We start from the raw sequence: 1233 nt of genomic DNA, 5'->3' as shown, positions 1-1233 counted from the left end.
GGCGCCCGCTACCTCGACGGCGGGATCATGGCCGTTCCGCCGATGATCGGCGTCCCGGCGGCGGGGCCGTACGTCTTCTACAGCGGCTCGTCCGAGCTGTTCGCCGAGCACCGCGAGACCCTGGCCGTCCCGGCCGCCACCACCTGGGTGGGCGAGGACCCGGGCTTCGCGGCGCTGTACGACGTGGCGCTGCTGAGCGCGATGTACGGGATGTTCGCCGGGGTCGCGCACGCCTTCGCGCTGATCGGGAAGGAGGAGGTCGCGCCGACCGAGCTGGCCCCGCTGTTGTCGTCCTGGCTCACCGCGATGTCCGGGTCGGTGGCGAAGACCGCCGAACAGCTGGAGAGCGGCGACTACACCAGCGGTGTGGTCTCCAACCTGGCCATGCAGGTGGCGGGCACGCCGACCTTCCTGCGCACCGCCGAGGAGCAGGGCGTCAGCGCCGAGCTGCTGGAGCCGTACTTCCGGCTGATGCGGCGCCGGCTCGCCGAGGGCAGCGGGGCGGAGGACCTCGTGGGCGTGGTCGACCTGCTCCGGCGGTAGTGGTCAGTAGTGCGGCGCAGCCGGGCGGTCCGGCCGTCCTCTTGGCGTCAGCCGGCCGCGGCCTCCCCGGCCACCGGGTCGCCGGCGGCGCGGTCGGTGACCGGGCGGCGGCGCAGGGCCGGGTCGGTCAGGGCGGGCGGCTGCCAGACGCCGTCCGGGTGGTAGACGTTGGTGCCGGGCGGGACGACGGCGTCGATGCGGTCGAGCACCGCGTCGTCGAGGACCAGGTCGGCGCCCGCGAGCGCGGCCGCCAGCTGCTCGGTGGTGCGCGGGCCGATGATCACCGAGGTGACGGCCGGGTGCGCCAGCGGGAAGGCGAGCGCCAGCTCGGGCAGGGTGCGGCCGAGGTCCTCGGCGATCGCGGTCAGCCCCTCGACCGCGTCCAGCTTGGCGGCCGTGCCGGGGAGCGCGGGGTCGAAGCGGGCCGGGTGGAGTGCGGCCCGGCCGGTGGCGAGGTCGATCGGGCGGTTCTTGCGGTAGCGGCCGGTCAGGAAGCCGGAGGCGAGCGGACTCCACGTCAGCGCGCCCATCCCGAGCCGCTGGACGACCGGCAGCACGTCCCGTTCGATGCCCCGGGCGAGCAACGAGTACGGCGGCTGCTCGGTGCGGAAGCGCGGCAGGCCGCGCTTCTCGGCGACGTGGTGGGCCTCGACGAGCTGCTCGGCGGGGAAGGTCGAGCAGCCGAAGGCG

The 1233-nt window shown here is 75.2% G+C and carries 1 protein-coding gene and 1 pseudogene; one reads left to right on the top strand and one right to left on the bottom strand.

Annotation, left to right across the window (positions count from 1 at the left end):
- A pseudogene (locus MCM47_RS41060) lies at positions 1-543 on the top strand (NAD(P)-dependent oxidoreductase); the annotation flags it as partial.
- Positions 544-590: 47 nt separating this feature from the next.
- On the opposite strand, the gene MCM47_RS41055 reads toward MCM47_RS41060, so the two are convergent.
- Positions 591-1233 (bottom strand): aldo/keto reductase (locus MCM47_RS41055; RefSeq protein WP_238951863.1); only part of this gene is annotated, 643 nt, incomplete at its 5' end.

This window comes from Kitasatospora sp. A2-31, assembly GCF_022288725.1.
In the GTDB taxonomy this organism is placed as follows: domain Bacteria; phylum Actinomycetota; class Actinomycetes; order Streptomycetales; family Streptomycetaceae; genus Kitasatospora.
This window is presented reverse-complemented; position numbering and strand designations above follow the sequence as displayed.